The sequence below is a fragment of the Kitasatospora sp. NPDC053308 genome (assembly GCF_055585785.1).
Window position 1 is genome coordinate 442,254 of the sequence record NZ_JBVJJY010000003.1, and the last position, 25,242, is coordinate 467,495.

A 25,242-nucleotide genomic window follows, 5' to 3' on the forward strand; every position below is an offset into this window, starting at 1 on the left:
AGCAGGATGACCGTCGGCCGACGACGCACCGTCACCACCGTGTCCGGGCCCCTCATGCCCGGCTCCGCCCGCTCGGGCGCTGCCGTCCCGGTGCTCACCGTCCGCCGCTACATCGACCACGCGCTCATCTGCAGCGCGTGTTGTCGCTGACCGGCCTCGTCCCGTCCCGGTACGTCCCCGGCGCTTCCGGCCCACCGGCCACCACCGCCCGACGCACCGCCGATCCCGTCGACCAGGCCGTAGCGGACCGCCGTCCGGCGTGCCCGCGGCCGACCAAACCGGACCGCCCAGCGGAGAGACCACAGTGAACATCGTCTGCCCCACACCAGCCCCCGCCGCCGTCGGCCGTGCCCGAACGACCGGCGCGGGCCCCGCGACGTGCGCGGGCGGTGGCCGGACCGGACGGTGGAACGGGCGCGCGGGCCGCGCTGCGGACAGCCGGCGGGGTCGCCCCGACCTCCAGCCGTTCTGGCCGTCCCGGCAGCCGCACCTGTTCGATCAGACGTGTCCGGGCTCGCCCAGCGCGTCCCGGCCCTCCGCCCGCTGACCCGGTTCGATCCGGTCCAGCCCACGGCAGTACGCCCGGTCGACGCGCAGACGACTCCACCCCGTCCGTCACGCGCGAAATGAGCGGCACACCATGTCTTCTTCCTCCACGGCCACCCTGCCCCTGCCCACCACGACCCCGCACCTGCGCGCGGTCCGCTCGGTTCCGTCCGGCTCTCCCGCCGCCCCCCTCCCTCCGCCGCCCGCGGTGCCGTCCGGCGCCTCCGCCGCGCCGGGCGGGCCGGGTCCGGCCGGGGTCGGTCCGGTCGGGCTCGCGGGAACGTCCCTGAGGCCGCCCCGCCCCGTCGGCCTCCCGACGGCCGCCGCGGCGCAGCCGGGCGCGGTCGTCCCGCCGGCGCCCCAGGCACTGCTCGCCGCGCTGCCGGAGGGGGCGACCGTGGTCGCCGCCCTGCCGCAAGGCCTGCTGCCGCAGGGTCTGCTCGCCCAGTACGGCACGCAGTTCGGCGGCGCGAACGGGAACCCGATGGTCGGGTACCTGGTGCTGGTGCCGGCCGAGACCCCGGTGACGGTCGGCTCGGCCCTGCCCGCGGCGCCCGCCCCGGCGGACGTCCTGGCAGGTGGCCCGGCGGGTGGCCCGGCGGGTGTCCGCGCGGCGCGTCCGGCCGGTCGCGGCATCAGCGTCGACACCGAGCGGCGCAACGCCTACGTCGACGGGCGGCTGCTCGACCTCACCTACCTGGAGTTCGAGCTGCTGGCCCACCTCACCGAGCACCCGCAGCGGGTGCACACCCGGGACCACCTGGTGTCAGCCGTCTGGGGTTACGGCCACGTCGGGGACGGCCGGACCGTCGACGTGCACGTCGCCCGGCTGCGCCGCAAGCTCGGACCGGCCTACCGCGACACGATCGTGACGGTCCGCCGGGTCGGCTACAAGTACACCCCGGCCGCCGTCTGACCGGCGCCGTCTGGCCGCCGCGGTCTGACCGGCGACGGCGAACAGATGACAGCGAACAGATAACAGATGACAGATGACAGCGAACAGATTTCAACATCTGTTCGCTGTCATCTGTCACGGGTGCGTCGCCCGGGAGCGGGGCCGCTCGGCGTCGCGGTGCCTCAGCGGCTCAGCAGGTCGATCTCCGCCAGCTCCTCCGCCGTCAGCGGCTCCCCGGCCAACGCCGCCAGGTTCTGGTCCAGTTGGGCCACGCTGCTTGCGCCGATGATCACCGACACGACCCGCGGGTCCCGCAGCACCCAGCACAGCGCCAGCTGCGCCAGCGACTGCCCGCGCCGCTCGGCGATCTTGTTCAGCGCTCGCAGCTGCTCAAGCTTCGGCCCGGTCAGCGCCTCCTCGGTCAGGAACTTCCCGACCGACATCCGCGAGCCCGCCGGCACCTTCCCGCTGAGGTAACGATCCGTCAACAGGCCCTGGGCCAGCGGAGAGTAGGCGATCAGGCTGGTCTGGGTGTCGCCCACCGCGTCCAGGACGCCGGTCTCCTCCACGTACCGGTTGAGGATCGAGTACGCCGACTGGTTCATCAGCACCGGTGTGCCCAGTTCCCGCAGGATCGCCACCGCCTCCCGGTGCTGCTCCGCCGGGTAGTTGGAGATCGCGGCGTACAGCGCCTTGCCCGAGCGCACCGCGCTGTCCAGGGCGCCCATCGTCTCCTCGATCGGGGTGTCCGGGTCGTAGCGGTGCGAGTAGAAGACGTCGACGTAGTCGAGCCCCATCCGGTCCAGCGACTGGTCGAGGCTGGCCAGCAGGTACTTGCGGCTGCCGCCGTCGCCGTACGGGCCGGGCCACATGTCCCAGCCGGCCTTGGTCGCGATGAACAGCTCGTCCCGGTACGGCCGGAAGTCCTGGGCGAAGAGGTAGCCGAAGTTGCGCTCGGCGCTGCCGTACGGCGGGCCGTAGTTGTTGGCCAGGTCGAAGTGGGTGACGCCCCGGTCGAAGGCCCGGCGCAGCACCGCGCGCTGCACCTCCAGCGGCTGGGCGTCGCCGAAGTTGTGCCAGAGGCCGAGGGAGACGGCGGGCAGCTGGATGCCGCTGCGGCCGGCCTTCCGGTAGGTCATGGAGCCATAGCGGTCATCCGCGGCGAGGTAGCTCATGCCGGACATCTTGCCAGCCGGGTCCGGTCGATCAAGTCTCTGGTCGGTCCGACCCGGTTCGCGCGGGCCCCGGCTGACTGCCCGCCGCGAGCCGTCGGCGACCGTGCGTGACGTGACGCGCGCCACCGGCCGTTCCGGAATGCCCCTGGTTAGTAAGGGGGATGACGAACCGTCGAGGGGCCGTGGCCGCCGGGGGGCGGCGCACGGCCCTCGGTCGTCCACGGCTCGTCGACCCGGATTCGGCGCACCCCTGGCCTTCTGTACCTACTGGTATGTACAGTGATCCGCATGAGCACTCAGGACCGTCTCATCGAGAGCACCCAGGCCCTCCTCTGGGAGCGCGGCTACGTCGGCACCAGCCCCAAGGCCATCCAGCAGCGCTCCGGAGTCGGCCAGGGCAGCATGTACCACCACTTCACCGGCAAGCCCGACCTCGCCGCGGCCGCCCTGCGCCGCAGCGCCGAGCAGATGCGCGGCATCGCCGAGGCCGACCTCGCCGCCCCCGGCACCGCGTACGACCGCATCGCCGCCTACCTGCGCCGCGACCGCGACGTCCTGCGCGGCTGCCGGATCGGCCGGATGGCGCAGGACCCGGACGTGGTCGCCGACCCGCAGCTGCGCGCCCCCGTCGAGGAGACCTTCGACTGGCTGCGCGGCCGGATCGCCGAGCTGGTCGCCGAAGGCCAGGCGGGCGGTGAGTTCGCCCCCGCTCTCGACCCGGCCGACACCGCGGCCGCCGTGGTCGCCGTCGTCCAGGGCGGCTACGTCCTGGCGCGCGCCGCGGACAGCGCGGAGCCCTTCGACCGGGCAGTCCGCGGCGCCCTCGGCCTCCTCGCGGCCCACCGCCCGGCCTGACGGACGCCTGCCGGGCGCCCGCCGGATACGCGTTCAGCCCGCCCAGCCCGATTGGACCGACCCGAGGAGGACCACCGTGCACGCCATGCAGTACGAGATCACCCTGCCCGCCGACTACGACATGGGCATCATCCGCAAGCGCGTCGCCGACAAGGGCCACCTGCTCGACGCCCATCCCGGCCTCGGCCTCAAGGCGTACCTGGTCCGCGAACGCGGGCGGCAGGGGTCGCCCGTCAACCAGTACGCGCCGTTCTACCTGTGGCGCACCGCCGAGGGCATGAACGGCTTCCTCTGGGGCCCGGGTTTCCGCGGCCTGAGCGCCGACTTCGGCCGCCCGACGGTCCGCCACTGGCTCGGAGCGGGCCTGGTCCACGGCAGCGCGCCGGCCTCGGCGGAGAGCACTCCGACGGCCACGACGCCCCCGACCACCGTGCCCACCCCGGCCGCTGTGCCCAGTGCGGCCACCGTGCCCACCCCGGCCGCTGTGCCCAGCCCCACCACCGCGACCCGCGACACCGTGCGACTGCCGGAGGGCGCGGACCCGGCCGAGGCCGTCTCCCGCGCCGTCGCCGAACTGGCGGACCTCGCCGGACCGGCCGGATCCGCGCCACTGCCGGGCCGCCCGGCCCTGCACACCGCCGCCGTCGCCGTGGACCCGAGCCGCTGGGAACTGCTCCGCGTCGTCCTCTGGCACGGCGAGGCCCCGGAGGACGCGCCCGGTGTCCGGTACCGGGTGCTGCACCTCTCCCGCCCCGAACTGGACCGGCTCCCGGCCGGCCGCCACTGGTGAAAGGACCCCTGACCCCGTGACCAGCGCCCCCAGCACCCCCAGCACCCCCACGGCTGCCGCACCCACAGCTGCCGTACCCACGGCGGCCGGTCTGCTGCCCGCCGACCTCGCCCCCGCCCCGCTCGACCGCGAAGCCGGTTACGCCCTGCTCGCGGACCTCGCAGGCCCGGTCGCCGTCGGCACCCTCGGTGGCCTGGACGCCCTCGCCCCCGGCTTCCCGGACTGGATCGTCACCAGCCTGTTCGGCGGCACCTACCAGCGCCCCGGCTTCGCCCTGCGCGACCGCCAGATCGCCAACCTGGCCGCGCTCACCGCCCTCGGCGGCGTGGAGCCCCAGCTGGCCGACCACGTGCGCAACAGCCTGCGGATCGGCCTGACGAAGGAGGAGATCACCGAGGTCGTGGTGCACCTCGCCCCGTACGTCGGCGTCCCCAAGGCCCTGGCCGGCCTGCGCGTCGCCGCCGCCACCTTCGCCGAAGCCGCGCCCACCGCCCCCGAGGACGACCGATGACCCCGGCGGACCCCACGGACCGTACTGCACCTACGGACCCCACCACCCCCACGGCCCCCACGACCCCCGCCGTCGGCACTCCCGCCGTTCGCACCGCCCGCGTCCGCACCGTCCTCGGCGACCTCGATCCCGTCGAACTCGGCGTCACCGACTCCCACGACCACCTCTTCATCCGCAGCCCGCTGCTCCCCGGCCAGGAGCTGGACGACCCGGTCGCCGCCGAGGAGGTCCTGCACGCCTTCGCGGCCGCCGGCGGACGGTCCTTCGTCCAGTGGACCCCGCACGGCATGGGCCGGGGCGAGGAGTCCCTCGCCGCGCTGTCCCGCGCGACCGGCGTCCACGTCGTCGCCGCCACCGGAACGCACCAGGAGGTCCACTACGCGCCCGGGCCGGTCCCGTACGCCGACCTCGCCGAACGCTTCGTCGCGGACCTCACCGCCGGCCTTCCCGGCGCACCCCGGGGCGTCCGCGCCGGACTGATCAAGGTCGCGGACGACGTCGGACGCACCACCCCCCACACCCGCCGGACGATGGCCGCGGCCGCCGAGGCGCACCACGCCACCGGTGCGCCGATCGCCGTCCACCTCGAACCCGACGGCGATCCGCACGGGGTGCTGTCCCGGCTCGCCGACCGGCACGGGGTCCGGCCCGACCGGATCGTCCTCGGGCACCTCACCCGGTTCCCCGACCCCGCCGTCTACCGCAGCCTCGCCGCCGAAGGCGTCCACCTCGCGCTGGACAGCCCGTCCCGGCCCGGGCACCCGGGCGACCTCCAGGCCTTCGACGTCATCGCCGACCTGGTCGAGGCGGGCCACGCCGACCGGCTGCTGCTGGGCGCCGACACCACCACCCGCACCGCCCGGCAGGCCGGCGGCCCGACCCGGCTGCTCACCGACCTCGCCCCGCGACTCGCCCGCACCTTCGGTCCCGAGCTGCCCGAGCTGCTCCTCACCGCCAACCCGGCCGCCGCCTTCGCCGTCGACTGGCGCACGCCCTGACCCCGCGACACGCAGCCCGCGGCCGGGCAGGGGCCGAGCAGCCCGCGAGCGCGCAGTCCCCGGCCGCACAGCCCCCGCCCGAGCAGCCCTCGGCCGCACAGCCCCCGCCCGAGCAGCCCGCGGCCGAGCAGCCCCGGGCCGCACAGCCCGCGCTGCTGTGGCCGACTCCGCCCGTCCGGGTTTGAATCCGAATAGCCCTCCCGCCGGATGAGGGGCGCCCCCAGAGAGGCGGACCCGACGATGCCCGCACCAGCGACGTACTCGTGGCTCGCACCCGCCCGGCTCGCCGTCGCGGTCTTCGTCGCCGTCGCCCTCGGCTTCTCCGGCTACCGGGCGGCGACCGACACCACCGGGGTGCTGGACTTCTTCAGCTACTTCACCAATCTCAGCAACCTCGCCGGCGCCGCCGTCCTGGGCTACGGCGGCTGGGCGGGCCTCACCGGCCGCCGCCCGGTGCCGGACGAGCTGCGCGGCGCGGTCGTGCTCTACCTGGCGATCACCGGGCTGTTCTACGGCACGCTGCTGGCGACGTACCCGGAGCACCTGGTGATCCCGTGGGTGGGCGACGCGGTGCACCGGGTGCTGCCCCTGCTCGCGTTCGCCGACTGGTTGATCGATCCGCCGGTCCGGCGGATCCGTCCGGTCGCGGTGCTCGGCTGGACGGCGTTCCCGCTGCTGTACCTGACGTACGCGCTGCTGCGCGGCCACGCCGCCGACTGGTACCCGTACACGTTCCTCGACCCGAGCCGGCACGGCGGCTACCGCCGGGTGGCCGGGGCCTGCTTCCTGATGACGGTGGCCTTCCTCCTGGTCGGCGCCGCGGTCGCCGCGCTGGGCAACGCCGCCGCGGCCCACCGCGACGCCCGTGACGGCACCGCCCCGAGGGGTCGTCACGCCCGCGCCGGAACGGGCTGACGGCCACCACGTGCAAGTTCTACGGTGACCGGCATGGCGACCCTCCGGACCCTCACGACCGCCGACTGGCCGCTCTGGCGAGACCTGCGCCTCGCCGCCCTCGCCGACGCGCCGCACGCCTTCAGGTATGGCCTCGCCGAGTGGCGCGACGGCGGGGAGCAACGCTGGCACGCCCGCCTCCACCTCCCGGGTGCCCACCACGTCGCCGCGTTCCTGGACGAAGCGCCCGTCGGCCTCGTCGGCGGCCTGCACGGGTCCCCGGACGGGGTACGGGAGTTGCGCTCGCTGTGGGTCGCCCCGCAGGCGCGCGGCCAGGGCATCGCGGACCTCCTGATCCAGGAGGTGGAACGCTGGGCCCGCGGCACCGGCGGCACCACCCTCCACCTCGCCGTCCTCCCCGCCAACACCCCCGCCCTCGCGCTCTACCGCCGCCATGGCTTCACCCCCGTGGCGCCCCTCGCCGGGCTCATTGAGGCCCCTGAGGCCCCTGAGGCCCCTGAGGACGCTGGAGCCGCCGGGTCCGCCGGGTCCGCCGGGTCCGCCGGGTCCGCCGGGTCCGCCGGGTCTGCCGGGGTGGCAGGGGCCGTCGGGGCGGCCGGGGCGGCAAGGGAGGTCCTGCTGTCCAAGCCCCTCCACTGAGCGCCGCGGCAGCCGGGCGCCCGGGCACCGGAAGCGCGCGAAGGGGGCCCGGGCCGCACCCGGGGCGGAGGCGGCACGGGCCCCGTCGTCGGGCCTGCGGGAGCGGGCGGATCACATGTGGGTGCCGCCGTCGATGCGGATCTCGGTGCCGGTGACGAAGGCGCCGTCCTCGGAGGCGAGCATGGCGATCACGCCGGCGACCTTCTCGGGGCCCGCGAAGCCCTGGCCGAGGGCGGGGGAGAGCTTCGCGAGCAGGCTGAAGTCGGCGTCCGCGGGCAGGCCGGGGTTGTTGGTCATGCCGCTGTCGATGCTGCCCGGTGCGACGCAGACCGCACGCAGGCCCTGCTTCGCGTACTCCGCGGCGATGGCGTGGGTGAAGGACTGGATGCCGCCCTTGGTCGCGGCGTACGCGGCCATGTAGGGGTGGGCGAAGCTTGCGGAGGTGGAGCTGAAGTTGACCACCACGCCCCGGCCGCCGGCGAGCAGGGCGGGGAGCGCCTCGCGGGTCATCAGGAAGGTGCCGGTGAGGTTCACCGCGAGGAGCTTGTTCCAGAACTCCAGGCTGGTCTGGTGGGTGTGCGAGGAGCGGAGGATGCCGGCCGCGTTGACCAGGACGTCCAGGCCGCCCAGGCCGCCCAGGCCGGCCACCGCTTCGGCGACGCCCGCGACGACGGCGGTCTCGTCGGAGACGTCGAGGACCCGGATGGCCAGCCGGTCCGCGGTGCCGTCCGTGGTCGCGCGGTCCAGGGTCCTCTTCAGACCGTCCTCGTCGACGTCCGCGGCGACGACCTTCCCGCCCTCGGCGAGGATCCGGTGCACAGTCGCCCGGCCGATGCCCGAGCCGCCGCCCGTGACGAGGACGTTCCGTCCGCTGAAGCGCTCCATGGTGGTACTCCGTTCGTTCGTGGTCTCTCGACCTCACGAGACACGGTACGCCCAAGTGGCACGTCGTGCCAATAAGTCTCGTCGTGCCATTCAGGCGTGTGCTGCCACAGTGGCACCCGCCCGCGTAGGCTGACCCCGTGACCGGACGCCCGACCCTGAACCAGCGCCGCCGTGACGCCACCCGGCTGGACATCGCCCGCACCGCCGCCGCGCTCTTCGCCGAACAGGGGGCCGAGGCCACCACTGCCGAGGAGATCGCCCTCGCCGCGGGCATCTCGCTGCGCACCTTCTACCGGTACTTCTCCGTCAAGGAGGACGCCGTGGCGCCGCTGCTCGCGGCGGGCGGACGGCAGTGGGTCGACCGGCTCGCCGACAGCCCCGCCGACCTGCCGCTGCGCGAGGCCCTGGAGCGGGCTGCGGTCGCGTCGCTGACGCCGGGCGACGAAGCGGGTGCCGAGATGATGCGGTGGACCCGAAGCCTGCTGCGCGACCCGCGGCTGGAGGGCACCTGGCAGCGCGTCCACGCCGAGTCGGAGGAGCGGCTGCGCGTCGTCCTCGCCGAACGCTGCCCGCAGGGCGTCGACCCGCTGGAGATCCGGCTGGCCGCCGCCGCCGCGACGGCGGCGATCCGGGTGGCCCTGGAGCAGTGGGCCGCCTCCTCTGTCGCCGCCACCGGCCCCGGCTCCCCGCAGGAGCTCGGCGCGCGCTGCGTGCGCGAGCTCACGGCGGGCCTGCGGCTCTGGGAGCAGGTGTCCTGAGCGTGCGGGGCCGCGTCTGGGTCGCGTCGGGTCGCGTCGGGTCACGTCGGGTCGCGTCGGCCCGTGATGCCCCTCCCGTGTCGCGGGAAACGGCTGACAGATGTCAACCGACAGATTTCAGATGACAGATTTCGAAATCTGTCATCTGAAATCTGTCAGCCGAACCCTCCAGTCGGCCCCGGCCGCCCGAGACCCGAGCGGCCGCTCCCCGCGAACTCCCAGCCGCCCGTCAGCCTTCTCCCAGCTCCCGCTAGGGTTGATCTTCGTGTCCCGGCGGGGAACCGGGGTGAGCTCCTCGGATGTCCCCAGCGGAGGGGCTGGAGTTCGAGGCGTGGGAGCAAGTAGGACATGGGTCTGACGAGCCACAAGGTGCTGGCGCTGACCGTATTGATCGCCGTCGTGGTCATGGGGGGAACGGTCTGGCTCTGGCCCAGGCTGGCCGGGAAGACTTGGCGGGCGGTGCTCGGCCGGATCGGCGCCCTGCTCGCCACCCAGCTCACGGTGCTCGCGGCGCTCGGCCTGGTGGCGAACAACTACTTCGCCTTCTACAGCAGTTGGGACGACCTCCTGGGCACCGGTGACACCGGCCCGGTGGTGATCCACAACAAGGCGGACGCCTCCGGGCGCCTGCTGGTGGAGACCGTCGGCCACGCGGCGGTCAAGGGCGGCGGCGCGATGGGCCGTGAGCCCGGCCAGTCCGGTGAGATCCGCAAGGTCCGGATCGACGGTGCGGTCAGCCGCCTGTCGACCGAGGGCTACGTGTACCTGCCCCCGCAGTACTTCCAGCCCGAGTACGCGCAGAAGCGGTTCCCGGCCGTGATCGTCAGCACCGGGTTCCCGGGGATCGCCGAGAACCTGATCACCCGGTTCAACTACCCCGGCGCGGCGCTCAAGCTGCTGCAGGAGGGCCGGATGCAGCCGACCGTCATGGTGCTGATGCGTCCGTCGCCCGCGCTGCCGCAGGACACCGAGTGCGAGGACATCCCGAACGGTCCGCAGTCCGACACGTACTTCACCAAGGACGTGCCCTCGGCGATCCAGGCCAGCTTCCGGGTCTCGTCCGACCCGCAGGCCTGGGCGTTCATGGGCAACTCCACGGGCGGCTACTGCGCGCTCAAGCTGGCCATGCGCCACCCCGACGTGTTCCCGACCGCCGTCGCCCTCTCCGCCTACTACGATGCCGCCGACGACCCGACCACCGGTGACCTGTTCGGCGGCAGCAAGCAGCGCCGCGACGAGGCCAACCTGATGTGGCGGCTGAAGAACCTGCCGGCGCCCAAGGTGTCCGTGCTGCTGGCCGGCACCAAGAAGGGCGACGGCGACTACCGCCGGGAGACCGAGGCCTTCGTCGACGCCGCGCAGAGCCCGATGAAGGTCTCGTACAGCATGCTGGAGAACGGCGGCCACAACTTCGAGACCTGGAGCGCGCTGCTGCCCTCCTCGCTGGAGTGGCTGTCCCAGCAACTCAAGGTGCCCGACCAGGCCGTCTGACGGACAGGCGCGCCAGACGACCGAACCCCCGGGGCCGCGGCCCCGGGGGTTCGATCGTCACGTGGCTCAGGCCACCCGCTCCAGCGTCCCGGTGTGCAACTGCCCGACCCGGCCGCCCTCGCCCTCGAAGGTCCAGAAGGCCCGGATCGTGAGGTTGTTGAGGTCCATCACATGGCTGACGGTGATCCCGCTCTGCTCCGTCCAGCTGATGAAGTAGATCTCCGGCGCGACCTCGGCGACGTGCAGCCGCACGTCCTCCCACTGGCCCGCGGACTCGCCGAGGCCCTCCCAGCGCAACCGCGTGCCGTCGGCCGAGTAGGTGTTGCGGAAGGCCGCGCCGTTGTCGGCCCGGAAGACGTAGGTACGGCCGGCGAAGGCGGGCAGGGGCGCGGTCATGGTGGGGCGGCTCCTCGTTTCGGGGGTCGGTGCTCGTGTGCACTGCGCTCTTGTGCACTGCGGAAGATGTCAGGCTCAAATTTATCCGACCGGGCGCACCCCGTCGGATCTTTGCCGCAGGACGGGTCACCGCGCCGCCTGGCACGACGCCCGGCTCCACCCCCGGCGCTGGGCCCGGCTCCATGCCGGGCCCTGCACCCGCCCTCACGCCCGGCACCGCCTGCCGCGCCACACCGGCCCGCCCGGAATGATCAACTCGGCCGCCACGCAGCGTCGTTGATCGACACCGCTGTGAGCTGCGCGACAACCGGCCCGGAGGAGTTGTCCGTTCACGTACGGCCTGCCTAGCCTGCAACGGCGTCCGCCCCTCGCGGACCCCGCCGCCGGGACGCCTAGTCCTGTCCACCCGCCGGCGGGTCACCGAGCACCACAGCGGACGGGAGCGGGGGAACCAAGGTCGGCGCCCGACCCGTGCGCACGCGCGCGCGGGCCGAGGCTAGGGGTGAAGCCGCTCCACAGGCGGCCGGGCAACTGCAGCCCGAACCCGACAGCTAACCTCGCAGGCGTCGCAGAGGTGACCCATGCCCCAGCCTGCCGCTGCCCGGCGCCGCGCGCCGCGCCACGCCCGCCCCTCCCACCGCGGCCGCAACGCCGCCTTCGCCGCCACCGGGGCGCTCGCCATCAGCGGCGCCGGACTGCTCGGACTGCCGTCCGTCACCGGTGCCCAGGCCGCCACCGCGCCGACCGTCACCCAGGACCGCCTCGCCCCGGCCACCATGGTCGCGGGCAAGGCCACCACGGCCTCGCTCACCCTGCACTCCTCGGCCTGCTTCACCGCGAAGACCGTGGGCGTGGGCGTGCGGGACGCGCGCGGCACCAACCTGGACTTCCCCGGCAACGCCTCCAACGTGCAGATCTGCCCGAGCGGTGTGAACTTCACCAGCGGTGCGCGCACCCTGCCCGCCGGCACCTACACCCAGTTCGGCTTCTGGCAGGACCTCGGCGGCGCCTGGCACAACCTGCCCTCGCAGCAGCTGGTGGTCTCGGCCACCGCCACCCCCGCGCCGACCCCGACCCCCGCGCCGACCGCCACCCCCACCGCGACCCCGACCCCCACCGCGACCCCGACCCCGAGCCCCACCGCGACCCCGACCAGCACCCCCGCGCCGACCTCCCCGGTCGCCGGCAAGTCGCTGACCTGGTCCGACGAGTTCAACGGCCCGCTCTCCTGGGGCCAGCGCTGGGTCGGCGACAAGAGCACCGCCTACAAGTACGGGAACCACAACCCGGACGACAACAAGCTCGACTGGCTGAACAAGAACAACGTCAGCGTCGCGGGCGGGGTCGCCACCTTCACCGCCACGTCCGGCGGACCGGCCCTGGAGAACGGCAAGCAGTCCTGGAACACCGGCTTCCTGACCACCGAGGGCTCCAGCGAGGGCTTCCAGGTCAAGACCGGCGACTACGCCGAGACCCGGGTCAAGCTGCCCGCCGGCACCGGTGCCTGGCCGGCCCTGTGGACCTGGAAGAACGGCAACGGGGAGATCGACTCCTTCGAGTACCACCCCGACAACCCGAACCTGCTGGAGCTGACCAACCACGTCAACCCCGGCAACCCGAAGTACTACACCGACGCGAGTGCCATCGCGAAGGACCAGTGGGTGACCATCGGCACCTACTACGGCGCCACCTCGGTGGACTGGTACGTCAACGGCGTCAAGGTCTTCTCGGACGGCAAGGGCGTGGGCGCCAACTGGTCGGCGTACCTGATCCTCAACCTCTCGGTGTGCGCGGGCCAGTACCACCCGGCGCCGCAGGGGACCGCCCCGATCACCATGGCCGCCGACTACGTCCGCGTCTACCGGTGACCGGTGACCGGTAGTCCGTAGGACCGTCCCCCGGTCACCGGAAGCAGGCAGCCGCTCGCGGGCGGCCGGTGACCGGTGGGACGGACGTGGTCCCGGAACCGTCAGCCCGCCGACTCGACCACCGGGATGGTGAACGGCGTGCGGTTGTCGCTCTCGTTCCGGTCGTCCGCGCTGTGCACCGCGACCCGGCCGCCGTGCAGCTCGCCCGGCTCCAGGTCGCGGCTGAGCCGGAGCGGGATGAGCGCGGTCGCGCTGCGTCCTTCCTTCAACCCGGGTCCGAAGACGCACTGCACCCGGTGGCCGTTCTGGAGCACCTCGCAGCCCGAGGGGTAGAACGGCCCCTCCGCCGTGACCCCCTCCGGCAGGGCGGCCACGACCGTGAACGGGGAGGCGGTGGTGTCCGGGCCCCGGTTGGCGACGAAGGCGTGGAGCGTCGTGAGGCCGCCGGGGGCCACCCCCTCGGGGGCGATCCGCACCACTTCCAGGTCCGAGTGCGAGGGCGCGGGCACCACGGCGGGCAGGGTGGACACCACGGTGGACGAGCCCGCCGCCCCCGGAGCGCCGACCTCCACCGCCGGACGGGGCTCCGGCCGGCGCAGCGCCCAGGACGGGCCGGTGGCCAGCACCGCCACCGCGCAGCCCGTCGTCACGGCCGCCACCACCCGGGCCCCGCCGATCCTCCCGCTCCTCGTGCGGCCCCGCCCTGGCGCGCCGCCCCGTACATCCTGGTCCGGCATCCCGCTCACCCTGCTCTCGTGCTCCGGCCGCCCGCGCCGTCGCGGGCCGCGTCCGGCATCAGGGTGGCCGAGCCGTCGCGGCGACCGGACGGTAACCCGAGCCGTGCCGCCGGCCCTCCGCCCGGACGGAGGAGGGCAGGCCCCGCCCACCGCAGAGCGGGGTTGACGGGGCGTCGGCTCAGGAGTCGTCAGGGTGCGAGGACCTGCCCCAGGCGGGCGGCGATCTGGTGCATCACGGGGACGAGCGAGGCGGCCCCGGCCTGCTCCTCCAGCGCCCGGATGCGGGCCTCCGGTCCGGAGACGGAGAGCGCGGTGGGCGTCGGCGCGCCTGGGACGGCGAGGGCGATGCAGCGGACGCCGATCTCCTGCTCCTGGTCGTCGACCACGTACCCGCGCTCGCGCGCCTCGGCGAGCTGGTTCATCAGCTCCTGCGGGTCGGTGACGGTGTACTCGGTGTGCGCGGGCAGCGGGTTGGGGCCGAGGACGGCGCGGGCCTCCTCCTCGGGGAGCTGGGCGAGCAGCGCCTTGCCGACGCCGGTGCAGTGCGGCTGCACCCGTCGTCCGACCTCGGTGAACATCCGCATCGAGCGCCGCGACTGCACCTGCCCGACGTAGACCACCTCGCCGCCCTCCAGGACGGCCAGGTTGGCGGTCTCGCCGGTGGCCTCCATGAGTTCGGCCAGGTAGGGACGGGCCCAGCTGCCGAGCAGGCGGCCGGCGGTCTCGCCGAGGCGGATCAGCCGGGGGCCAAGGGTGTAGCGGCGCGCGGTGTCCTGGCGGACATAGCCCTGTTGGACGAGGGTACGAACCAGTCGGTGGATGGTCGGCATCGGGAGGCCGGAACTGGTGGAGAGCTCGCTGAGCGTGGCCACGCCGCCGGAGTCGGCCAGCGCCTCCAGGAGCTGGAAGGCGCGCTCGACGGACTGCACGCCGCCGCTCGCGCGGTCGGAGCCTGTCGTCGATGCTGTGTCGGGGGTCGCAACCACCGGCGTTCCCTTCGCTGTCGGGGAGGAGTAGAGTCCCGGCGATCTCTTCAACAAACCGTTGAAATTCTGTATCGCGGAAACTAGTCTCCACCTTACAGAATCGAACCCGCCGACAGGCGGGTAACGATCGAGGAAGTTCCCGAGGGGCTTCCAGAGGAAGCTCCCACCGGGGCTCCCTTCGTCAGGCTCAACCGTCTTAGGAGTGTCCTGCTCATGGCTGCAGATCAGGGGCCCGTCGGCGCCTCCCCCGCCGCTCCGGTCGTCACTGTCGCCGGTCCGCGCGTCCACCGGGCGGAGGAGGTGCTCACTCCGGAGGCGGTCGCCTTCGTCGTCGGCCTCCATCGCGCCTTCGAGGACCGCCGGCAGGAGCTCCTGGCCAGGCGGAAGACCCGCCGCGCCGAGATCGCGGCGGCCGGCACGCTGGACTTCCTCCCCGAGACCGCCGACGTCCGGGCCGGCGACTGGAAGGTCGCCGAGGCGCCCCGTGCCCTCCAGGACCGCCGGGTCGAGATCACCGGCCCGACCGACCGCAAGATGGTCATCAACGCCCTCAACTCCGGGGCCAAGGTCTGGCTCGCCGACTTCGAGGACGCCACCTCCCCGACCTGGGAGAACGTGATCGGCGGCCAGGTCAACCTGATCGACGCCTTCGAGGGCCGGATCGACTTCACCGCCCCGGCCGGCAAGGCGTACACCCTCAAGCCCGCCGCCGAACTCGCCACCGTCGTGGTCCGCCCGCGCGGCTGGCACCTGGACGAGAACCACCTGCTGGTCGACGGCACCCCGGTGGCCGGCGCCTTCCTCGACTTCGGCCTGTACTTCTTCCACAACGCCGCCCGGCTGCTCGCCAAGGGCGCCGACGACCCCAACTCCGGGCCGTACTTCTACCTCCCGAAGACCGAGAGCCACCTGGAAGCCCGGCTCTGGAACGACGTGTTCACCCACGCCCAGGCCGTGCTCGGCATCCCGCACGGCACCATCCGCGCCACCGTCCTGATCGAGACCATCACCGCCGCCTTCGAGATGGACGAGATCCTCTACGAGCTGCGCGACCACGCGGCCGGCCTCAACGCCGGGCGCTGGGACTACCTGTTCTCGATCGTCAAGAACTTCCGCGACGCCGGCGAGCACTACATCCTGCCGGACCGCAACACCGTCACCATGGCCTCGCCGTTCATGGCCGCCTACACCCGCCTGCTGGTGCAGACCTGCCACAAGCGCGGCGCCCACGCGATCGGCGGCATGGCCGCGTTCATCCCCAGCCGCAAGGACCCCGAGGTCAACGCGGCCGCGCTGGAGAAGGTCAAGGCCGACAAGGACCGCGAGGCCGGCAACGGCTTCGACGGCTCCTGGGTCGCCCACCCGGACCTCGTGCCGGTCGCCCGGGCCTCCTTCGACGCGGTGCTCGGCGACCGGCCCCACCAGAAGGACAACCCCGGCCCGTCCGAGCCGGTCACCGCCGCCCAGCTGCTCGACATCGCCGGCGCCGGCGGCACCTGCACCCACGCGGGGCTGCACAACGCCGTCCAGGTCGGCATCCGCTACATCGAGGCGTGGCTGCGCGGACTGGGCGCGGTCGGCATCTTCAACATGATGGAGGACGCCGCCACCGCCGAGATCTCCCGCTCGCAGATCTGGCAGTGGATCCACAACGGCGTCGTGCTCTCCGACACCGGGGAGAAGGCCACCGCCGAACTGGTCCGCACCCTGGTCGCCACCGAACTGGCCGAGCTCCGCGCCGAATCGGGCGAGGAGGCCTACGGCGCCGGCCGCTGGCGCGAGGCCGCCCAGCTCTTCGAACAGGTCGCCCTGGCCGAGGAGTTCGCGGACTTCCTGACCCTTCCCGCGCTGCCCCTGCTGGGCTGAGCCCAATCTATCCGCCGACGCCACCGCCGGCGCCTGCCAGGCTGTAGCACTCCGGCGGCCCGTTACTCCGTTCCGTACGGCGACGACATCCACCTGTCCTCTCGTCGCCGTGCGGAACGGTCTTTTTCTGCAGAGGAGTTCACCCATGCCGCGTATCTTCTTCAACGGCCAGGCGATGGTCGGCGGCCCCTTCCACGCCAAGGTCGCCGACGCGCTGATCGGGCCGGCCCGCACCGCCCCCGGCTACCGCTTCTTCTCCATCGACCACAGCGGCGGGACGGACGTCTGCCCGGGGCTGCTGCCCGACCCGGCCGTCGACACCGCCATCGAGGGCGAGCTGTACGACATCAGCCTGGAGCGGCTTCGGGACGACATCCTGCCCGGCGAGCCGCGCGAGCTGGAGCTGGGCGTGATCGAGCTGGCGGACGGCTCCGCGTGCCTCTCGATGCTGCTCGCCCGCGGCGAGGTCGAGCGCGGCGTCCACCGCGAGATCACCCACCACGGCGGCTGGCGCGCGTACCTGGCGACGCTGGGGCGGGAGGCCTGACGGCTGACAGCTGACGCCGGACAGCCGACAGCGGACGGCTGACAGCGAACAGCGAACAGATGACAGCTGACAATTTCGTCATCTGTCATCTGTCATCTGTTCGCTGTCGTCTGTCATCTGTCGCCTGTCACGTGTTCGCCGCCTTCCGGCCGCCGAACGCTGCGGCCCCGAACCCTCGCCGTGGGTTCGGGGCCGCAGTCCGTGGGCCCTGCCGGGCCCGCGGGGTCCGGGCGCGCACCGTCCCTGGGCGCGCCCGGAGTCCGAGGGGGCGTCAGACCGGTCGGGCCGCCAGTTCCTTGGCGGCGCGGGCGCAGTCGCGCGCGATCCGGTCCTCGTTGACGGTGGTCAGCTGGCCCTTCTCGACCACCGCGTTGCCGTTGACGAACAGCACCGACAGCGGCGGGAGCGCGCCGAAGGTGAGCGCGGCGACCGGGTCGGCGATGGAGGAGTGCAGGACCCCGTCGACCTTCCAGAGCGCCAGGTCGGCGAGCTTGCCGACCTCGATCGAGCCGATCTCGTCCTGCCGGCCGAGCACCCGGGCGCCGCCCATGGTGCCGAGGCGCAGCGCCTGACGCCCGGTGAGGGCGGTCGGGGAGCCGTGCAGCCGGTTGATCAGCAGGGCGTTGCGCAGCTCGGTGCCGAGCTCGCCGGACTCGTTGGAGGCGGTGCCGTCCACGCCGAGGCCGACCGGGACGCCGGCCCGGAGCATGTCGGGCACGCGGGCGATGCCGGCCGCGAGGCGGGCGTTGGAGGACGGGCAGTGGGCGACGCCGGTGCCGGTCTCGGCGAACTTGGCGATGTCGGAGTCGTTCATGTGGACGCAGTGCGCCATCCAGACGTCCTCGCCGAGCCAGCCCACCGACTCGAAGTAGTCGGTCGGGCCCATGCCGAACAGCTCCTTGCAGAACTGCTCCTCCTCGGCGGTCTCCGAGCCGTGGGTGTGCAGCCGTACGCCCTTGCGGCGGGCGAGTTCGGCGGACTGGCGGAGCAGGTCGGTGGAGACCGAGAAGGGCGAGCAGGGCGCGATGGCGACGTGCAGCATCGAGCCGAAGGAGGAGTCGTGGTAGGTGTCCACGGCGGCCTCGGAGGCGGCCAGGATGTCGTCCAGCTCCTCGACGGCGTGGTCCGGCGGCAGGCCGCCGTCCTTCTTGCTGCGGTCCATCGAGCCGCGCAGGGCGGTGAAGCGCAGGCCGAGCTCCTGGACGGCCTCGATCGAGGCGCCGAGGACGTCGCCGCCGTCCTTGGGGAAGACGTAGTGGTGGTCCGAGGCGGTGGTGCAGCCGGACTTGAGCAGGGCGGCGGCGGAGCCCTGGCTGGCGGCGTGGACGAGCTTCTCGTCGATCCGGGCCCAGGTCGGGTAGAGGGCGACCAGCCAGTCGAACAGGATGTTGTCCTGGGCGAGGCCGCGGGTGATCCACTGGTAGAAGTGGTGGTGGGTGTTGACCAGGCCGGGGGTGACCAGGTGGCCCTCGGCGTTGATCCGGCGCACCACGTTGTCCAGCCACGCCGGGGCGGGGCCGTCGCCGACGGACTCGATCGTGTTGCCGAGGATGACCACGTGGCCGCGGGCGTACTCGGTGTCGTTGGCGTCGACGGTGGCGATCGCGGCGTTCTCGATCACGATCCGCTGGTCGGCGGGTGGGGGCTGGACTGCCATGGTGTCACTCCTATGGGGGAGGGCCGGGAGGAGCGCACATCGGGCGAGGTGCGCTCCTCCGGGACCGGTCAGGACGGTGTCGCCGTCGGCACCGTCGCGCCGGAGCCCTGGCCGGATCTGGACCGGCGGGTGGTTCCGACGTGGTGGAAGAGCAGGTTGAGCAGGACGGCCATCACGCAGCCGGCCGAGATCCCCGAGTGCATCAGGGTCCGGACGGCCTCCGGGAAGGAGTCGTAGAACGTCGGCACGGCGATCGGGATGATGCCGACACCGAGCGAGACCGACACCAGGATGGTGTGGGAGCTGGACTCCATGCCGGCCTCCGCGAGGGTGCGGATGCCGCTCGCCGCGACCGTGCCGAAGAGCACGATCCCGGCGCCGCCGAGGACGGGCTGCGGCACCAGGGAGACGACCGAGCCCAGCACGGGGAACAGCCCCAGCAGGACCAGGATGCCTCCGCCGGCCGCGACCACGAAGCGGCTGCGGATCTTCGTCAGCGCCACCAGCCCGATGTTCTGGGCGAAGGCGCTGGCGGCGAAGCCGTTGAAGACGGGGCTGATCGCGGTGGCCAGGCCGTCGGCGCGCAGGCCGGCGGCGAGGGTGGGTTCGTCGGCCTCGCGATCGACGATCTTCCCGAGGGCGAGCATGTCGGCGGTGGACTCGGTCATCGAGACCACCATGACGATGCAGAGCGAGACGATCGCGGCGGCGTCGAACACCGGCGCGCCGAAGTGGAACGGGGAGGGGAGCGCGAAGACCTTCGCGTCCCGGACCGCGCCGAAGTCGGCCAGCCCCAGGGGGAGGGCGATCAGGGTGCCGAACGCCAGGCCTATGAGCAGGGACAGCTGCTGCCAGAAGCCGCGCAGCAGCCGGTTGCAGAGCACCACCGCGACGAGGGTGAGCGCGGCGAGGCCGATGGCCCGCATGGAGCCGTACCCGGGGGCGCCCGGCGAGCCGCCGCGCGCCCAGTTGACCGCCACCGGGAGCAGGGAAACGCCGATGAGGGTGATCACGGTGCCCTGGACGACCGGGGGGAAGAACCGGATGAGCTTGCAGAAGTACGGTGCCGCGAGGAAGCACAGGAGCCCCGCGACGATCACCGCTCCGAAGATCACCGGGAGGGCGTCCTTCGGACCGTGCTCCTTGGCGATGGCGATCATGGGCGCGACCCCCGCGAAGGAGACGCCGTTCACGAACGGCAGTCGCGCGCCGATCTTCCAGACACCGAGGGTCTGCAGGAGGGTGGCCAGTCCGGCGGTGAACAGGCTGGCCGAGATGAGCAGGGCGAGGTCGGTGGGGGAGAGCCCCACGCCGGCGCCGACGATGAGCGGGGGTGCGACGACTCCCGCGTACATCGCGGCGACGTGCTGGAGTCCGGTGGAGATCAGTTTCACCGGGGGCAGCACCTCGTCCACGGGGTGGGTTCCCGGCCCGGGCGCGTCGCCGGGGAGGCTGGTGGTCGCGTCCGGGCCAGGGAGTCTTGCAGGGGTGGAACCGCCGTCTGTACTGCTGGTGTTGCTGGGTGCCATGTCGAGCCCCTCTTGTGCCCGTGGCTCCCGGCGCGCCCGCGGCGCTGGAGATCCCCCGAGGACGGGACGGCGGAGCAAGGATTCCTCGGGGCGCTTCTCCAGTGCCCCGGGCCGGCCGCCGTGAGGCAGACACGAACTCCGGTGGGTGGGGGTGGAGAAACAGGTGGTGCGGGTGGAACACGTGGTGCGGGTGGTGCCGGTGAAACAGGTGGTGCCGGTGGAACAGGTGGCACCGGTGGAACGGGTCGTGCGGGGAGCGGACCGGCCCACCCGGACTCGACCGGCCCGTCGGGGCCGGAGGGTGCGGCGATTCCGGGCGGAGTCCACGTGTGCGGGGAGGTCAGGCGACCGGGATGACCGGGACGACGCCCTCACGGTGCACGGTGCCCTCGATCAGGCCGTACATGCGGTCCGCGGCGTAGTAGACCTCGTTGTCGTTCTTGAGGCCGAAGGGCTCCAGGTCGACGAGGAAGTGGTGCTTGTTGGGCAGTTCGAGGCGTACCTCGTCCACCTCGGCGCGGTTGTTGAGGACCCGGGTGCCCATCGCGTGCAGGGTCTGCTGCAGTGAGTAGGAGTAGGTCTCGGCGAACGCCTCCAGCATGTGGCGCTTCACGTGGGCGTAGGAACGGTTCCAGTTGGGCTGGGCCTCGCCGTCCTTGCCGCTGTAGCCGTACTTCCAGCGGGCGGTGACCTGGGTGGCGAGGATGCGGTCGTACGCCTCCTGCAGGGTGGTGTACTTGTCCTTGATGTAGCCCCAGAACTCCGAGTTGGTGGAGTTCATCACGATGAGGTCCTTCAGGCCGGAGATGACCTGGACGGACTCGCCGTCGTAGACGACCTCGGTAGTGCGGGTCTCCTGGCCGTTGCGGACGAAGGAGTGGCCGACCTCCTCCGAGCCGATGAAGCGCGCCGAGTTGTCCGGCGTCTTGATCCGGTCCCAGGCGTACTCCTCGATCCGGATCCGGGCGCTGTGCACGACGCCGCGCTCGGTGTCGTCGACGAAGTGGCGGGCCAGGACGATGCCGAAGGCCTCGGCCGACTCGATCCCGTACTCCTTGGCGAAGGCGTAGACGGTGTTCTTGGTGGTGTCGGTGGGGAGGCAGTTGGCGTTGGACCCGGTGAGGTGGACGTCCTCGAACTCACCCTGGAGGGAGACCGAGACGTTCAGGTCCTTGATCTCGTGCCGGGTGGAGTCGCGGTAGATCCGGACGATGCGGTTCTCCGCCTTGCCGTACTGGTTCTGACCGAGCACGTGGGCCATGACGTGGCTCCTAGAGCTTCCAGGTCGGTCTACTAGCTTCCGCGGTAGACCGAGTATCCGAACGGGTTGAGCAGCAGCGGCACGTGGTAGTGGTGCTGTTCGGGCGCGACCGTGAAGACGATCGAGACCTCGGGGAAGAACGGCGGCTCGGTCGACGTGGGCGCGGAGTACGCGCCGGTGTCGAAGAGCAGCCGGACGACCGAGCCCGCCTCCACGGCCGGCAGGTCCTTGACCCGGCCGTCGGAGTCCGTGGCGGAGGTGCCGAGCACCTTCCAGCCACCCTCGGTGTGCAGTGCGAGCTCGACCGGGACACCCTCGGCCGGGCGGCCGAGGCTGGTGTCGAGCACGTGGGTGGAGATGCCAGTCATGGGTGAAGTGACCTTACTGATGGCAGAGGTGATGGTGCGTCAGGTTGCGGTCGACGGTACCCCGGTGGGAGGGCGCCGGCGCCCGCGACGACTGTTCCGACGGTACGTCAGGAACGCCCCGTCAGGAGCCGTCGAGCAGGCGGCCGAGGCGGATGTCGTTGATCTTGCGCAGCTCCCCGCGGATGATCTCCGCCTCGGTGGCGGCGTCGTTGGGGTAGCGCTCGCGCAGTGCGGCGAGCATGCCGGCCGCGGTGCGGCCGGTCGCGCAGATCAGGAAGACGTGGCCGAACTTCGCCTCGTAGGCGGCGTTGGCCTCGCGCAGTTCGTCGAGGACCGTCCGGTTCACGCCCTGGATGCCGGCCTGCTCGCGCTCGGAGGTGGCGTCGCCCGCCTTGGGCGTGCCGATCCGGGCGTGGCCGGCCATCGCGTCGTGCAGGTCGTCGACCGTCAGCGACGCCATGGCCGCCGCGTTGGCGGCGAACAGGGCTTCGCGGTCGGACCAGGGCTTGGCCTCCGCGACCGCGGCGGCCCAACGGGGGCTGGAGCATACCTCCAGCAGGATCGCCTCCAGCTCGGCGGCATCGGCCGCGGCCAGGGCGTCAAGGGCGTGGGGGTGGTTGGTCACGAGTGGACCTCCTGAAGAGTGGTGCCACCCGCAAAAGCTAGATCGACCCCACCCGGTCGTCAACACTTTGTTGAACGCTTGGTGGTTACGTTTTGAACCGGCCCCCGGTGCCGGGCCCTTTCGTGTGCGATTCGCCAAGTGTGCCCCGCCGCGGCCGGATCCAGACTGGCCGTACCGGCGGGGGCCACCCGTTCGGAGCCCTTCAGGAGGAGGGCTTCGAGCCCTCCTGGCGGTTCAGGTAGTTGTACACCGTGAACCGGCTGACGCCCAGGGCGGAGGCGACCGTCTCCACGCCGTGGCGGACGGTGAAGGCGCCGCGCTCCTCCAGGAGGGCGACGACCCGCTGCTTCTCCAGGCGGTCCAGCTCGGCCAGCGGGCGGCCGTCGAACTGGCGGGCCATCTCGGCCAGCAGCCGGTCCAGGGCGCTGCTCAGGTGCGGCAGCCGGACGGCCAGGGCCGGCGCGCCCTCCCACTCCAGGACGACGTCCTCGGACTTCGCCTCGCCCAGCGGGACGGGCGTCGCGCCGACCGCGTCCAGCAGCGGCTTGACCGCCGCGGCGAGCGGGTGCTCCACGTGCTCGGTCACGGCTTACCGACCTCCTCGTCCAGCTCGTCCAGGACGCTGAGCTGGACGGAGATGCGGGTCGCCCCGGCGTCCAGCGTCTCCCGGAGCAGCTTGCCCACCGCGGCGAGGACCTGCTCGGCCTCGCCTTCGGCGCCGGTCCCGAAGGGGCCGACCGAGACGGCCAGCCCGGCCTCGTCGACGGCCCTGCGGGCCGCCGCGGCGTGCTCCGGGAACGTGTCCAGTTCGAACGGTTCTGTCGTGAACTCCACCATCAATCGCACGGGATCACTGTATCGAGCGGGGGTGCGGTCGGGCAGGGCCTGGGTGATCGAACAGCGGGGATCCCGGCATCGGCGCACCTCACGAGCGTCTTCAACAAAATGTTGCGAGTCCCTTGACACTCGCTTCGTCGGCCGGAGATGCTTCCACCACACAGAATCCCTCTTCCGGATCGTGGAAGTTGCGGATGACGGAAGAGAGATGAGAGGTGATTGACGTGACGGCCGCTGCCAAGCACCACTTCACGGTCAACCTGTCGATCCTGTTCGGCGAGCTGCCCCTGCTGGAGCGCCCCGCCGCGGCCGCCGCGGCCGGCTTCACCGCCGCCGAGCTCTGGTGGCCCTTCGGCGAGGAGCACGACCCCTCCGAGGCCGAGCTGGACGCGCTCCGCAAGGCGTTCACCGACGCCGGGGTGCAGCTCAGCGGCCTCAACTTCCTGGACGACCTGAGCCGGGGCGCCCGCGGTACCGTCTCGGTGCCGTCCGAGCGGGACCGCTTCCGGGCCAACGTCCCGGTCGCCGCCGGCCTCGCCGGCTCGCTCGGCACCAAGGCTCTCAACGCGCTCTACGGCAACCGGGTGGAGGGCGTCGAGGCGGCCGAGCAGGACGCGCTCGCACTGGAGAACCTGGTGCTCGCCGCCCGGGCGGCGCACGAGATCGGCGCCGTCCTGCTGATCGAGGCCCTGAACCGGGCGGAGTCCCCGGACTACCCGCTGGTCTCCGCCGCCGCCGCGGTCGAGGTGGTGGACAAGGTGAACGCCGCCACCGGCCTGGGCAACGCCCGGTTCCTGTGCGACCTCTACCACCTGGCCAAGAACGGCGAGGACCTGGCGCAGGTCATCGACACCCACGCCGACCGGATCGGCCACGTGCAGATCGCCGACAACCCGGGCCGCAACGAGCCCGGCACCGGCGAGCTGGACTTCGAGGACCTGTTCGCCCGGCTCACCGCCGCCGGCTACACCGGCCCGATCGGCCTGGAGTACCGCCCCTCCACCGGCGTCAGCGCCGACAGCTTCGGGTGGCTGCCGCGCGAGCTGCGCGCCGCCCGCTGACGCGCGCACCCGGCAGCGCCCGCCGCCGCGAGCCGTCCGGCCGCGTCGGCCACGCGAACCGCGTGCCGCCGGGCAACCCGACCTCCCCCCCCGCACACGTAAGGAACTCGACGCGATGAGCCGCAAGATCGCCTTCATCGGCCTCGGCATCATGGGCAGCCCGATGGCCGCCAACCTGGTCAAGGCCGGCCACCACGTCACCGGCTTCAACCTCACCCAGCCGCAGATCGACGCGCTGGTCGCGGCCGGCGGCCACGGCGCCACCTCCATCGCGGACGCGGTGAAGGACGCCGAGGTCGTCATCACCATGGTCCCGGCCGACCCGCAGGTCGAGCAGGTCATCCTGGGCGAGGGCGGCGTGCTGGAGAACGCCAAGCCCGGCACCCTGGTGATCGACATGTCCTCGATCACCCCGCAGACCTCGATCAAGGTCGAGGCGGCCGCCAAGGAGAAGGGCATCCGCACCCTGGACGCCCCGGTCTCCGGCGGCGAGGCCGGCGCCATCGAGGCCGTCCTGTCGATCATGGTCGGTGGCGCCGCCGAGGACTTCGCCGAGGCGAAGCCGCTGTTCGACGCGCTCGGCACCACGGTCATCCACGTCGGCCCGGCCGGAGCCGGCCAGACCGTCAAGGCCGCCAACCAGCTGATCGTCGCCGTCAACATCCAGGTGCTCGCCGAGGCCGTGGTGTTCCTGGAGAACGCCGGCGTCGACCTGCAGGCCGCCCTGGACGTGCTCGGTGGCGGCCTGGCCGGCTCGACCGTGCTCAACCGCAAGAAGGCGAACATGCTCAACCGCGAGTTCGCCCCGGGCTTCCGGATCGACCTGCACCACAAGGACATGGGCATCGTCACCGATGCCGCCCGCGCCGTGGGCGCCGCGCTGCCGGTCGGCGCCGTGGTGGCCCAGCTGGTCGCCTCCGCCCGGGCCAACGGCGACGGTTCGCTCGACCACTCGGCGCTGCTGCGCGGCGTCGAGCGCCTCTCCGGCCGCGAGGTCAAGTAGTACCCCGGGGAGCTCCCGCGCGGAGCTCCCCGGCCCACCCTTG

At 72.6% G+C, this 25,242-nt stretch carries 26 protein-coding genes and 1 riboswitch; of the genes, 14 read left to right on the top strand and 12 right to left on the bottom strand.

Going from position 1 to position 25,242, the window contains the following annotated elements; genetic code table 11:
* Positions 1–640: 640 nt before the first annotated feature.
* Positions 641–1,462 carry a winged helix-turn-helix domain-containing protein gene (locus tag ACZ6Y7_RS09890; RefSeq protein ID WP_465757343.1) on the top strand — a complete coding sequence of 274 codons (822 nt, stop codon included), beginning with the start codon at positions 641–643 and terminating at the stop codon, positions 1,460–1,462.
* Between the two features lie 161 nt (positions 1,463–1,623).
* On the opposite strand, the gene ACZ6Y7_RS09895 is transcribed toward ACZ6Y7_RS09890, so the two are convergent.
* A complete protein-coding gene (locus ACZ6Y7_RS09895) occupies positions 1,624–2,616 on the bottom strand; it encodes an aldo/keto reductase (protein ID WP_465757344.1) in 993 nt (330 codons plus the stop codon).
* A gap of 288 nt (positions 2,617–2,904) precedes the next feature.
* Between ACZ6Y7_RS09895 and ACZ6Y7_RS09900 the strand changes: the two genes are divergently transcribed.
* From ACZ6Y7_RS09900 to ACZ6Y7_RS09925, 6 genes are all read left to right on the top strand, one after another.
* Entirely contained in the window at positions 2,905–3,471 is a 567-nt protein-coding gene (locus tag ACZ6Y7_RS09900) for a TetR/AcrR family transcriptional regulator (protein ID WP_465757345.1), read from the top strand.
* A 76-nt stretch (positions 3,472–3,547) separates the two neighbouring features.
* Positions 3,548–4,261: a DUF4865 family protein gene (locus ACZ6Y7_RS09905; RefSeq protein ID WP_465757346.1), complete on the top strand. Its 714-nt coding sequence runs from the start codon at positions 3,548–3,550 to the stop codon at positions 4,259–4,261.
* Positions 4,262–4,277: 16 nt separating this feature from the next.
* Positions 4,278–4,772, top strand: coding sequence for a carboxymuconolactone decarboxylase family protein (locus ACZ6Y7_RS09910; RefSeq protein ID WP_465757347.1), 495 nt, complete (start codon positions 4,278–4,280; stop codon positions 4,770–4,772).
* Positions 4,769–5,770, top strand: a complete 1,002-nt coding sequence (locus ACZ6Y7_RS09915; RefSeq protein ID WP_465757348.1) for a phosphotriesterase family protein — start codon at positions 4,769–4,771, stop codon at positions 5,768–5,770. The genes ACZ6Y7_RS09910 and ACZ6Y7_RS09915 overlap by 4 nt, the downstream gene beginning before the upstream one ends.
* 240 nt (positions 5,771–6,010) lie before the next feature.
* The gene (locus ACZ6Y7_RS09920) at positions 6,011–6,685 is read left to right on the top strand and encodes a Pr6Pr family membrane protein (protein WP_465757349.1); all 675 of its coding nucleotides are present in this window, start codon (positions 6,011–6,013) and stop codon (positions 6,683–6,685) included.
* 33 nt (positions 6,686–6,718) lie between these two features.
* Positions 6,719–7,324: a GNAT family N-acetyltransferase gene (locus ACZ6Y7_RS09925; RefSeq protein WP_465757350.1), complete on the top strand. Its 606-nt coding sequence runs from the start codon at positions 6,719–6,721 to the stop codon at positions 7,322–7,324.
* A gap of 111 nt (positions 7,325–7,435) precedes the next feature.
* On the opposite strand, the gene ACZ6Y7_RS09930 is transcribed toward ACZ6Y7_RS09925, so the two are convergent.
* On the bottom strand, positions 7,436–8,209 hold the full coding sequence (locus tag ACZ6Y7_RS09930) for an SDR family NAD(P)-dependent oxidoreductase (protein ID WP_465757351.1): 774 nt from the start codon (positions 8,207–8,209) through the stop codon (positions 7,436–7,438).
* Positions 8,210–8,346: 137 nt separating this feature from the next.
* On the opposite strand from ACZ6Y7_RS09930, the gene ACZ6Y7_RS09935 reads away from it, so the two are divergent.
* Positions 8,347–8,967, top strand: coding sequence for a TetR family transcriptional regulator (locus ACZ6Y7_RS09935; protein WP_465757352.1), 621 nt, complete (start codon positions 8,347–8,349; stop codon positions 8,965–8,967).
* A 348-nt stretch (positions 8,968–9,315) separates the two neighbouring features.
* A complete protein-coding gene (locus tag ACZ6Y7_RS09940) occupies positions 9,316–10,458 on the top strand; it encodes an alpha/beta hydrolase (protein ID WP_465757353.1) in 1,143 nt (380 codons plus the stop codon).
* Between the two features lie 66 nt (positions 10,459–10,524).
* On the opposite strand, the gene ACZ6Y7_RS09945 is transcribed toward ACZ6Y7_RS09940, so the two are convergent.
* Positions 10,525–10,854 carry a phenolic acid decarboxylase gene (locus tag ACZ6Y7_RS09945; RefSeq protein ID WP_465757354.1) on the bottom strand — a complete coding sequence of 110 codons (330 nt, stop codon included), beginning with the start codon at positions 10,852–10,854 and terminating at the stop codon, positions 10,525–10,527.
* Between the two features lie 451 nt (positions 10,855–11,305).
* Positions 11,306–11,435: riboswitch (cyclic di-AMP (ydaO/yuaA leader) on the top strand.
* Between ACZ6Y7_RS09945 and ACZ6Y7_RS09950 the strand changes: the two genes are divergently transcribed.
* Positions 11,436–12,722: a glycoside hydrolase family 16 protein gene (locus ACZ6Y7_RS09950; protein WP_465757355.1), complete on the top strand. Its 1,287-nt coding sequence runs from the start codon at positions 11,436–11,438 to the stop codon at positions 12,720–12,722.
* A gap of 101 nt (positions 12,723–12,823) precedes the next feature.
* On the opposite strand, the gene ACZ6Y7_RS09955 is transcribed toward ACZ6Y7_RS09950, so the two are convergent.
* Complete coding sequence (locus ACZ6Y7_RS09955; RefSeq protein WP_465757356.1) at positions 12,824–13,372, bottom strand: hypothetical protein; 549 nt, start codon at positions 13,370–13,372, stop codon at positions 12,824–12,826.
* Between the two features lie 275 nt (positions 13,373–13,647).
* The gene (locus ACZ6Y7_RS09960; protein WP_465757357.1) at positions 13,648–14,445 is read right to left on the bottom strand and encodes an IclR family transcriptional regulator; all 798 of its coding nucleotides are present in this window, start codon (positions 14,443–14,445) and stop codon (positions 13,648–13,650) included.
* A 213-nt stretch (positions 14,446–14,658) separates the two neighbouring features.
* Here ACZ6Y7_RS09960 and aceB point away from each other — a divergent pair, with 213 nt between their 5' ends.
* Together aceB and ACZ6Y7_RS09970 are read left to right on the top strand one after the other, a co-directional pair.
* Positions 14,659–16,311 (top strand): malate synthase A, encoded by a 1,653-nt coding sequence (gene aceB / locus ACZ6Y7_RS09965; RefSeq protein ID WP_465757358.1) that lies wholly within the window; start codon positions 14,659–14,661, stop codon positions 16,309–16,311.
* A gap of 145 nt (positions 16,312–16,456) precedes the next feature.
* Positions 16,457–16,858 (top strand): allophanate hydrolase-related protein, encoded by a 402-nt coding sequence (locus ACZ6Y7_RS09970; RefSeq protein WP_465757359.1) that lies wholly within the window; start codon positions 16,457–16,459, stop codon positions 16,856–16,858.
* 271 nt (positions 16,859–17,129) lie between these two features.
* Here ACZ6Y7_RS09970 and ACZ6Y7_RS09975 read toward each other — a convergent pair whose 3' ends face one another.
* The 7 genes from ACZ6Y7_RS09975 to ACZ6Y7_RS10005 form a co-directional block, all read right to left on the bottom strand.
* A complete protein-coding gene (locus ACZ6Y7_RS09975) occupies positions 17,130–18,515 on the bottom strand; it encodes an 8-oxoguanine deaminase (RefSeq protein WP_465757360.1) in 1,386 nt (461 codons plus the stop codon).
* A 68-nt stretch (positions 18,516–18,583) separates the two neighbouring features.
* Positions 18,584–20,044: a nucleobase:cation symporter-2 family protein gene (locus tag ACZ6Y7_RS09980; RefSeq protein ID WP_465757361.1), complete on the bottom strand. Its 1,461-nt coding sequence runs from the start codon at positions 20,042–20,044 to the stop codon at positions 18,584–18,586.
* A 340-nt stretch (positions 20,045–20,384) separates the two neighbouring features.
* Complete coding sequence (gene pucL, locus ACZ6Y7_RS09985; protein ID WP_465757362.1) at positions 20,385–21,305, bottom strand: factor-independent urate hydroxylase; 921 nt, start codon at positions 21,303–21,305, stop codon at positions 20,385–20,387.
* 32 nt (positions 21,306–21,337) lie between these two features.
* Positions 21,338–21,673 (bottom strand): hydroxyisourate hydrolase, encoded by a 336-nt coding sequence (gene uraH, locus ACZ6Y7_RS09990; RefSeq protein WP_465757363.1) that lies wholly within the window; start codon positions 21,671–21,673, stop codon positions 21,338–21,340.
* A gap of 121 nt (positions 21,674–21,794) precedes the next feature.
* A complete protein-coding gene (uraD, locus tag ACZ6Y7_RS09995) occupies positions 21,795–22,298 on the bottom strand; it encodes a 2-oxo-4-hydroxy-4-carboxy-5-ureidoimidazoline decarboxylase (protein WP_465757364.1) in 504 nt (167 codons plus the stop codon).
* Between the two features lie 202 nt (positions 22,299–22,500).
* The gene (locus ACZ6Y7_RS10000) at positions 22,501–22,884 is read right to left on the bottom strand and encodes a helix-turn-helix domain-containing protein (protein WP_465757365.1); all 384 of its coding nucleotides are present in this window, start codon (positions 22,882–22,884) and stop codon (positions 22,501–22,503) included.
* Complete coding sequence (locus tag ACZ6Y7_RS10005) at positions 22,881–23,135, bottom strand: thiamine-binding protein (RefSeq protein ID WP_465757510.1); 255 nt, start codon at positions 23,133–23,135, stop codon at positions 22,881–22,883. Before ACZ6Y7_RS10005 ends, ACZ6Y7_RS10000 begins: the two co-directional genes overlap by 4 nt.
* 215 nt (positions 23,136–23,350) lie before the next feature.
* Between ACZ6Y7_RS10005 and ACZ6Y7_RS10010 the strand changes: the two genes are divergently transcribed.
* Both ACZ6Y7_RS10010 and ACZ6Y7_RS10015 read left to right on the top strand, forming a co-directional pair.
* The gene (locus tag ACZ6Y7_RS10010; protein ID WP_465757366.1) at positions 23,351–24,196 is read left to right on the top strand and encodes a TIM barrel protein; all 846 of its coding nucleotides are present in this window, start codon (positions 23,351–23,353) and stop codon (positions 24,194–24,196) included.
* A 115-nt stretch (positions 24,197–24,311) separates the two neighbouring features.
* Positions 24,312–25,199 carry a 2-hydroxy-3-oxopropionate reductase gene (locus ACZ6Y7_RS10015; RefSeq protein ID WP_465757367.1) on the top strand — a complete coding sequence of 296 codons (888 nt, stop codon included), beginning with the start codon at positions 24,312–24,314 and terminating at the stop codon, positions 25,197–25,199.
* Positions 25,200–25,242 lie beyond the last annotated feature (43 nt).

Bases quoted from the DNA above. Each gene is read 5' to 3' on its own strand.
- ACZ6Y7_RS10015 (WP_465757367.1), top strand. From the start codon at position 24,312: ATGAGCCGCAAGATCGCCTTCATCGGCCTCGGCATCATGGGCAGCCCG.
- ACZ6Y7_RS09890 (WP_465757343.1), top strand. From the start codon at position 641: ATGTCTTCTTCCTCCACGGCCACCCTGCCCCTGCCCACCACGACCCCG.
- ACZ6Y7_RS09975 (WP_465757360.1), bottom strand. From the start codon at position 18,515: ATGGCAGTCCAGCCCCCACCCGCCGACCAGCGGATCGTGATCGAGAAC.
- ACZ6Y7_RS09920 (WP_465757349.1), top strand. From the start codon at position 6,011: ATGCCCGCACCAGCGACGTACTCGTGGCTCGCACCCGCCCGGCTCGCC.
- ACZ6Y7_RS09930 (WP_465757351.1), bottom strand. From the start codon at position 8,209: ATGGAGCGCTTCAGCGGACGGAACGTCCTCGTCACGGGCGGCGGCTCG.
- ACZ6Y7_RS09980 (WP_465757361.1), bottom strand. From the start codon at position 20,044: ATGGCACCCAGCAACACCAGCAGTACAGACGGCGGTTCCACCCCTGCA.
- ACZ6Y7_RS10005 (WP_465757510.1), bottom strand. From the start codon at position 23,135: ATGGTGGAGTTCACGACAGAACCGTTCGAACTGGACACGTTCCCGGAG.
- ACZ6Y7_RS09895 (WP_465757344.1), bottom strand. From the start codon at position 2,616: ATGAGCTACCTCGCCGCGGATGACCGCTATGGCTCCATGACCTACCGG.
- pucL (WP_465757362.1), bottom strand. From the start codon at position 21,305: ATGGCCCACGTGCTCGGTCAGAACCAGTACGGCAAGGCGGAGAACCGC.
- ACZ6Y7_RS09945 (WP_465757354.1), bottom strand. From the start codon at position 10,854: ATGACCGCGCCCCTGCCCGCCTTCGCCGGCCGTACCTACGTCTTCCGG.
- ACZ6Y7_RS09925 (WP_465757350.1), top strand. From the start codon at position 6,719: ATGGCGACCCTCCGGACCCTCACGACCGCCGACTGGCCGCTCTGGCGA.
- uraH (WP_465757363.1), bottom strand. From the start codon at position 21,673: ATGACTGGCATCTCCACCCACGTGCTCGACACCAGCCTCGGCCGCCCG.
- aceB (WP_465757358.1), top strand. From the start codon at position 14,659: ATGGCTGCAGATCAGGGGCCCGTCGGCGCCTCCCCCGCCGCTCCGGTC.
- ACZ6Y7_RS09940 (WP_465757353.1), top strand. From the start codon at position 9,316: ATGGGTCTGACGAGCCACAAGGTGCTGGCGCTGACCGTATTGATCGCC.
- ACZ6Y7_RS09970 (WP_465757359.1), top strand. From the start codon at position 16,457: ATGCCGCGTATCTTCTTCAACGGCCAGGCGATGGTCGGCGGCCCCTTC.
- ACZ6Y7_RS09900 (WP_465757345.1), top strand. From the start codon at position 2,905: ATGAGCACTCAGGACCGTCTCATCGAGAGCACCCAGGCCCTCCTCTGG.
- ACZ6Y7_RS09915 (WP_465757348.1), top strand. From the start codon at position 4,769: ATGACCCCGGCGGACCCCACGGACCGTACTGCACCTACGGACCCCACC.
- ACZ6Y7_RS09950 (WP_465757355.1), top strand. From the start codon at position 11,436: ATGCCCCAGCCTGCCGCTGCCCGGCGCCGCGCGCCGCGCCACGCCCGC.